This window comes from Yeosuana sp. (assembly GCF_057126245.1).
Genome location: NZ_DBNGMQ010000105.1, coordinates 20,377 through 27,978, shown reverse-complemented (window position 1 = coordinate 27,978; position 7,602 = coordinate 20,377). Strand labels below are relative to the sequence as shown.

General features: G+C 32.4%; 5 protein-coding genes and 3 tRNA genes. 2 read left to right on the top strand and 6 right to left on the bottom strand.

Features of this window, described 5'->3' with window-relative positions; translation table 11 throughout:
- Positions 1-273: 273 nt before the first annotated feature.
- The 6 genes from AC15TD_RS14100 to AC15TD_RS14075 form a co-directional block, all read right to left on the bottom strand.
- The gene (locus AC15TD_RS14100) at positions 274-1,497 is read right to left on the bottom strand and encodes a phage integrase SAM-like domain-containing protein (RefSeq protein WP_484452780.1); all 1,224 of its coding nucleotides are present in this window, start codon (positions 1,495-1,497) and stop codon (positions 274-276) included.
- Positions 1,498-1,651: 154 nt separating this feature from the next.
- Positions 1,652-1,725, bottom strand: a tRNA-Arg gene (locus tag AC15TD_RS14095).
- A gap of 15 nt (positions 1,726-1,740) precedes the next feature.
- Positions 1,741-1,815, bottom strand: a tRNA-Pro gene (locus AC15TD_RS14090).
- A 20-nt stretch (positions 1,816-1,835) separates the two neighbouring features.
- Positions 1,836-1,919, bottom strand: a tRNA-Ser gene (locus AC15TD_RS14085).
- Positions 1,920-2,010: 91 nt separating this feature from the next.
- Entirely contained in the window at positions 2,011-4,059 is a 2,049-nt protein-coding gene (locus tag AC15TD_RS14080) for an HD family phosphohydrolase (RefSeq protein ID WP_484452779.1), read from the bottom strand.
- Positions 4,060-4,107: 48 nt separating this feature from the next.
- Positions 4,108-5,484: a hypothetical protein gene (locus AC15TD_RS14075; RefSeq protein ID WP_484452778.1), complete on the bottom strand. Its 1,377-nt coding sequence runs from the start codon at positions 5,482-5,484 to the stop codon at positions 4,108-4,110.
- A gap of 150 nt (positions 5,485-5,634) precedes the next feature.
- Here AC15TD_RS14075 and AC15TD_RS14070 point away from each other — a divergent pair, with 150 nt between their 5' ends.
- Both AC15TD_RS14070 and AC15TD_RS14065 read left to right on the top strand, forming a co-directional pair.
- On the top strand, positions 5,635-6,810 hold the full coding sequence (locus tag AC15TD_RS14070) for an acetyl-CoA C-acyltransferase (protein ID WP_484452777.1): 1,176 nt from the start codon (positions 5,635-5,637) through the stop codon (positions 6,808-6,810).
- Positions 6,811-6,820: 10 nt separating this feature from the next.
- A complete protein-coding gene (locus AC15TD_RS14065) occupies positions 6,821-7,570 on the top strand; it encodes a C40 family peptidase (RefSeq protein WP_484452776.1) in 750 nt (249 codons plus the stop codon).
- Positions 7,571-7,602: the final 32 nt, after the last annotated feature.

Genomic DNA, 7,602 nt, shown 5'->3' with positions numbered 1-7,602 from the left:
AGTGAAAAAATGTTGCTTTTGATATTCAAGACAGTTGTTTACAATTTTTAAAGAACACTGCACCTAACATTGCAATAACACCACACAGAACACCACCACAAATACATCCAAATATACCCAAAAGTACCCCAAAGCACCACAAAAAACACCCCAAAGTACCACAATAAACACCCCAAAGTACCACAATAAACACCCCAAAGTACCACAAAAAACACCCCAATAATTCCCAAATAATGTAAATAACACCACACCCAAAAATAAAAAAGATGTTTTTTATATTTTTTTTATGATGTTTAAAATTTTAATATGAGATTCATCAATTACTTTATAAGAAATAGCTCCTTGATAATTAAAAGTAACACCTTGTGGCGTATGACCTTGTAATTTCATTATAATAAGGTCATGTATTAAAAGCTCTCCAGCATAAGTTCTAAAAATATAACGAGGGCTTTTAGTTTTCATTATATTTCTAAACTCTAGACTTTCAGAAACCAATTTAAGCGTTCTATTAATGTTTTTCTGATAAAATTGATAGTCTTTTGGATGGGTTTTTGGGTTGGGTATAAAACTAAAGATACGTTCCTCATTTTTAGTGCCATGCACTTCTATAATTTGTAAAGCTTCTGGTGAAAGTAAATTATCTATAATTGGCCCACCATTTTTTTTATTACGCAATTTATAACGCTGGAATTTAATTCGGTCATTTTTAACGTTTTCCCATGTCAATGAGGCAATATCAACATAATCATGTCCACCAATATAAAATTGGAATAAAAAGACGTCTATAACCTGTTTAATGCGCTCTCTTGTCTTAATAGAAGTGAATTTCTTCGGCACAAAGGTATGTAGCGTATGTAATTCTTCGCAAGATAATTTTATAACGGGTTTGGTTGTGGTGCTTTTAATGATTCCTGTAAAGGGGTTGTCTTGTTTAATACGCAATGAGGTTCTACGCTGCGCTTCTTTGTAAACGGCTCGCATAGTTCTTAAATAACTCATAACGCCCCCTTCTTTGCACCCTGTTCTAAGTTTATGCAATACAAAAGCATTTAACCATTCATAGGTTATTTCGTTAATTGGTATATCACGACTTAAATATTTTTCTAAAACTTGTTGTACGCCAGCATAAGCCCTGTAACTTTCCTTTTTTAAGTTCTTTTCATTAATACGAATTTTAAAAAACTCAATAATACCAATATCTTTAAAGGCTTTTGATTCAACATCCCCTTCAAAAAGAATTGCTTTAGCTTCCTCAAAAGTTATTCTACCAAAATTAACTTTATGAATTTTAGATTTATAATATAACAGCGTTGAAGCAAGGTCATAATACGCTGGATGCTCTTTAAAAGGTTGTTTGTGTTCATCATCCCAAAATTGAGGAAAAGAATTGCCAATAGTTTTTCTTAGTCGTTTTTTATGGTAAATCAATTCTACGCAAATAGGAAAACCATTGCTACTTTCTCTTTGAGAAGATAAATATTTAATACTCGCTCTCATATCTAATCATGTTTTACATACACTTTCACATACACTTTTGATATAAAGTTAATGTATTTTGATGTAAAAAACGTTAAATTTTGTGTAAAGATTTCACATAAAATAAGGCGCTATTAATGCAAAAACCCCACTATTAGTGGGGTTTCGCATAATGTGATCGCGACAGGATTCGAACCTGTGACCGTCTGCTTAGAAGGCAGATGCTCTATCCAACTGAGCTACGCGACCGATAAATCCAAAATGTCGGGGTGGCAGGATTCGAACCTGCGACCTCCGCGTCCCAAACGCGGCGCGATAACCGGGCTACGCTACACCCCGAAATAGTTATCAATAAATTGCGGAGAGACAGGGATTCGAACCCTGGCGACACTTACGCGTCGACAGATTAGCAATCTGCTCCATTACCACTCTGGCACCTCTCCTATTTTAATGAACTTTAGCAATAAAATTGCGGATGCAAATGTAGTATATCATCTTTAAGAACACAACTATTTATTTAACTTTTTAAAAAAATTATTCTGGATATTCAATACGCAAATGATAAATGTTTGCTAGCTTGCGCTTTAACACTTTTTTTATAGACTCAATTTCTTTAAAAGTAATATTGGCATTAAGAAATTGCCCTTCTTCAATTTGCTTGTCAATAATATTTTCAACAAATAAATCAATTTTCGTTGATGTTGGTTCTTTTAAACTTTTAGACGCTGCTTCCACACTATCACACATCATTAAAATGGCGGTTTCTTTACTAAAAGGTTTTGGTCCTGGATACATGAAGTTCGATTTATCAACTTCTTCTTCTAATTCTTTCTCTTTTATGTAGAAATAATAGACCATACTTGTACCATGATGGGTTCTTATAAAATCAATAACTCTATCTGGTAAATTGTGCTTTTTTGCAATTTCAATACCTGCTATAACATGCTCAATAATAATTCTTGCACTTTCTTTTGAAGATAGTTCGTCATGAGGATTGATACCTGTTGATTGATTTTCAATAAAATATTTTGGGCTTTTCATTTTGCCTATATCATGATATAATGCACCAACCCTAATCAACATGGCATTAGCGCCAACTTCATTGGCACAAGACTCTGCTAGGTTCGCAACGTTTAAAGAATGGTGAAAGGTACCTGGTGCTTTATTTGATAACTCTTTAAGCAACTTCGTGTTAGTGTCAGACAGTTCTAAAAGTGATACGTCTGATACTAAGCCAAACAATTTTTCATATATATATATAAGTGGTTGTACAAACAAAGTGGCAAGTCCACACAAAATAAACCAAATAAACGTTTCCCACTTAATCGTTTCAATACTACCTTCATGAATTAAAAAAAATGCGAAATACGCAATAATATATATTAAGGTTATCTGACCTACCGAAATAAATAAATTAGCACGTTTATATAACTCTGAAACTGTTAAAATAGTAACAATACCTGCGATAATTTGAAGGAACATATATTCATAACTATTCGGCACTATAGAACCTAACAACAAAACGGTTATTACATGTGCAAAAAGGCCTAAACGCGCATCAAAAAATGCCTTAAAAACGAGTGGTAAAATACAAATAGGAACGACATATATATACTTGGCATTATAATTCACAACCATAGTTGTTATTAAAACCATTAAAAATATATTAAAGAAAATAAAGGTTACTTTAGTGTTGTTTTCAAAAACTTCTATTCGGTATTTTCTTAAAAATAAAAGCAGCATCAAAAGAGCCAGAGAGACCAATAAGGTATAAGCAAATAAAATCCAATTATAATTTGATGCATTCCAAACCTGTGATTCATATTCAGACTTTAATGATTCTAAAATCTGATACTTATCACCTTCAACAATTTCTCCTTTCGATATAATTAGGGTTTCTTTTTCAATACTACCGCGTGCATAAGCAATTTTATCAAGATCTTCATTTAAAACCTTTTTCGTAAACGATTCGTCATAAGTTAAATTAACCTGAATTAAATCAAAAAATAAAGAGGCAAACTCTGTTTTATACTTTGTAAGTTTCGAATCGACTAAAACCTTGTTAATAATAGATGAAAGTTGTTCTTCACCAACGAGATTACCGTATTTAGTTGTATACTTTTCAACACGATTTTCTAGTATTTTAACTGTTCTATCTGGAGAGAAATTATAATTTTCACTTAATACCCCAAAATGATACAATTCATCAATAATACGCTCTCCTGCTTTATATAAAATGTTTAATTCTAGCCTTGGAATGGAATCAGAAAAAGCTGTTTTGAACTGAATTTCAAATGCATCTTTAACGTCTTTACTAATAGAATTATCAACATTAAAAAAGATAGTTGAAAGTTCTGTTATGGCCTTCTTCTCTTGAGCTATTTCCTCTTGAGATTTTTTAATGGCAAAATTAAAGGGTGCATATAAATTTTCTGATTGCCAAGGCTTTCCTTTTTCAAAGTTATATTTAAATCGTCCCGTTTTAGGAAATAAATACACAATTAAAAAAGTAGCCGATATAAATAATAACACCTTATAAATTAAGGAGTGATTTCTATATAATTTATTTATGAAGTCTTTCATTTAATGGTAGCAATGCATCAAAAATACTAAATATTTAGCGATACCTATTTACGCTTTGCCATTTTTAATAAGTTCTTCTAATCGGATTGGTCTGTGTCTATCAATCCATTCTGGATAAGTTGTATAATTATGAAGATCATTAAGTGCTTTTGTCCTATCTAAAATATTTTGAATGATATCATCTGGTTGGATTTCCTTTGATGAGATTTCCTGTATAATGGATGTTATTTGCTCAGAAACTTTTGATTTTATGGATTCGTTTAAATTAATTAACCATTCTTCAAAAACATCATCTGTTAAATATAAGTCAATGATTTTTTCTGTAATTTGTTTTCCATGCTGTTTTGATTCCTGAATATTTCCTCTTCCCGTTACCGCATTTCCAACGGCAAAAACATTATCGTACCCATAAACATGATAATCTACCCGTTTGCGCATTTTTAAATACGACGACTCGTACGGTAATCCTTCTATTTGTTCTGGAATACTTCCAATAGATGATACTAACATATCTGAGTGCAACTCTTCTGTTCTATTTTCAATTGGAACAATCCTACCATTATATAGTTTAACTTTTTGAAGAATTATTCCCTTTAAAGAATTCTTTTCTTCAATAAAATCAATTGGAACGCTTAAGGGTTTAAACTTAAATTTAAACTTCTCTCTATATTTTTCTAACAGCTTCTTAGAAACATCTCGAGCCACATCAATACTTTTCTGAGTATCATCTTTAGGAGATTTTAATGGCATATCTTCTGCGTTTCTTCTATATACCAGAGTTACACCATCAATTTTTAAATCTTCAAAAGGCACATTGTGCTCCTCTAACACTTTATCAATTCCATATTTCTCTAATTTAAAAAGGTCTTCGTCAATATTATATAAATCTTTTAGCCTTTCCTTGACCAATTCAATCATAAATATTTTAACAACATCTAATGAGGCTAAACCTCCTCCAAATATAACAGCGTTATCCTTTAATTTATATTGAATCCCATTATAGTTAGGCTCATGTTTATGATTGAACCAATAAATAAAATCATTCTGATAAATTAGTCCGTTATTCTTGAATTTATCAATGCCCTCAATAGGAACTGTTCTATCCATCCACGCTCCATTTGCCAAAATAACTGCTGAAAACCCCCAATTCTCTACTAAATCCTTAAATGAAATATCACGGCCAATCTTAACCAAAGGAACATAACGAATATTATCATGAAATAACTTCTTATCTATCTCTGTTTCTTGCCTATTTCGTAAATTAATATGCCAGCTAGGCAGTCCGTCTTCAATTTTACCGTATGGCAGTTTATTCATATCAAATACCACAACTCTAAAACCATTATTAGCCAATAAGCTGGCGGCTTCAGAGCCTGAGATTGATCCACCAATTACAGCTATATAGTGTTTTTTATAGTCTTTCATATGTATTTACTTGATATTTAAAGCAATTATAATAATAATTTCACCTTTTGTCTATGACAATTATCACATTCAATTAATATGTTTTCAAATGACATAAAAGTTATCTATTTTAATTAAATTCGCAGGAACAAATGATTGAAAACTAATATCATGAAAGAAGTCGTTATTGTATCAGCGGTTAGAACACCCATTGGAAGTTTTTTAGGAGCTTTATCAACTATTCCTGCTTCAAAATTAGGAGCTATTGCCATAAAAGGCGCTTTAGAAAAAATAAATTTAAATCCTAATTTAGTTCAAGAAGTATTAATGGGAAATGTTGTACAGGCTGGTGTTGGCCAAGCACCTGCCAGACAGGCTGCCATTTATGCTGGCATACCAAATACTGTTCCTTGTACAACAGTTAATAAAGTATGTGCGTCTGGTATGAAAACAGTTATGCAAGCTGCGCAGGCAATAGCCATTGGTGATGCCGATATTATAGTGGCTGGTGGCATGGAAACTATGAGTTTAATTCCACACTATTTACATGCTAGAAATGGTACAAAATTTGGCCCTGCTACGTTGGTAGATGGTATGCAAAAGGATGGATTAGTTGATGCCTACGATCAAAATGCGATGGGTGTTTGTGCTGATGCTTGTGCAACTAAATATAAATTTTCTAGAGAAGATCAGGATGCTTTTGCAATTCAATCTTATAAACGATCTGAATCTGCATGGAATTCTGGTAAATTTAATAATGAAGTGGTTCCTGTTGAAGTCCCCCAGCGACGTGGAGACTCTATTTTTATTAGTAAAGATGAAGAATTTACGAATGTAAAAATTGAAAAAATACCGTCACTTCGCCCCGCTTTTACAAAAGAAGGCACTGTTACAGCGGCTAATGCCTCTACCATTAACGATGGTGCTGCAGCCATAGTATTAATGAGTAAAGATAAAGCAGACGAATTAGGATTAAAACCATTAGCTGTTATAAAAGGGTATGCTGATGCTGCTCATGAGCCTAATTGGTTTACAACAGCGCCGGCAAAAGCTTTACCTAAAGCATTAGACAAAGCAGGAATTTTAATTAAGGATGTAGATTACTTTGAATTTAATGAAGCTTTTTCTGTAGTTGGCTTAGCTAATATGAAAATTCTAGGACTTAATGATAAAAATGTAAATGTAAATGGTGGTGCCGTTTCTTTAGGTCATCCTCTTGGATGTTCGGGTGCACGCATTTTAGTTACTTTAATTAATGTGTTAGAACAAAACAACGCTAAAATAGGTGCTGCTGCTATATGTAATGGTGGTGGTGGTGCTTCAGCAGTTATTATTGAACGTCGTTAAACCTTTGTAAATGCAATACGGAATTTGTCATCTAAGCATTGTTCCTTTATGTTTTGATCCAACTAATGAAAGCCAATTAGTAACACAATTACTCTATGGTGATTTTTTTAAAATATTAGAAAAACGAAAATACTGGAGTAAAATTAGACTGGCTTTTGATTCTTATGAAGGTTGGATTGATAACAAACAGTATCAAGAAATTGAAGAAGATCAATATAAAGCGTTAAACAAATCTGTCCCTAAATTATCAATAGATTTAGTTGAATTCATTCAAGATAAAAACGAACAATTGCATCCCGTGTTATTAGGATCTTCATTAAACGGTTTATCTATTTTAAACCATTCTCATGACGGTAATATTGTTGAAGGAAGAAAGCCAAAAAGCAGTATTATTAAGACCTCATTTTTATACTTAAATACACCACATCTTTGGGGAGGAAAAAGTCCCTTTGGTATTGATAGCTCCGGATTTACTCAAATGGTTTATAAATTAAACGGATATGAACTATTACGTGATGCTTCGCAACAAGCAACTCAAGGCGAAGCACTAAGTTTCATTGAAGAGAGTGAGCCTGGTGATTTAGCGTTTTTTGATAATAATGAAGGTGAAATTATTCATGTTGGTTTAATTATGCAAGATAATTATATTATACATTCTTTTGGAAAAGTGAGAATAGACCGTTTAGACCACACGGGGATCTATAATGTGGATCAAAAATCTCATACCCATAAACTCAGAGTAATAAAAAAAATTATATAAAAAAAGCCGCTAATTGCGGCTTTTTTATATCA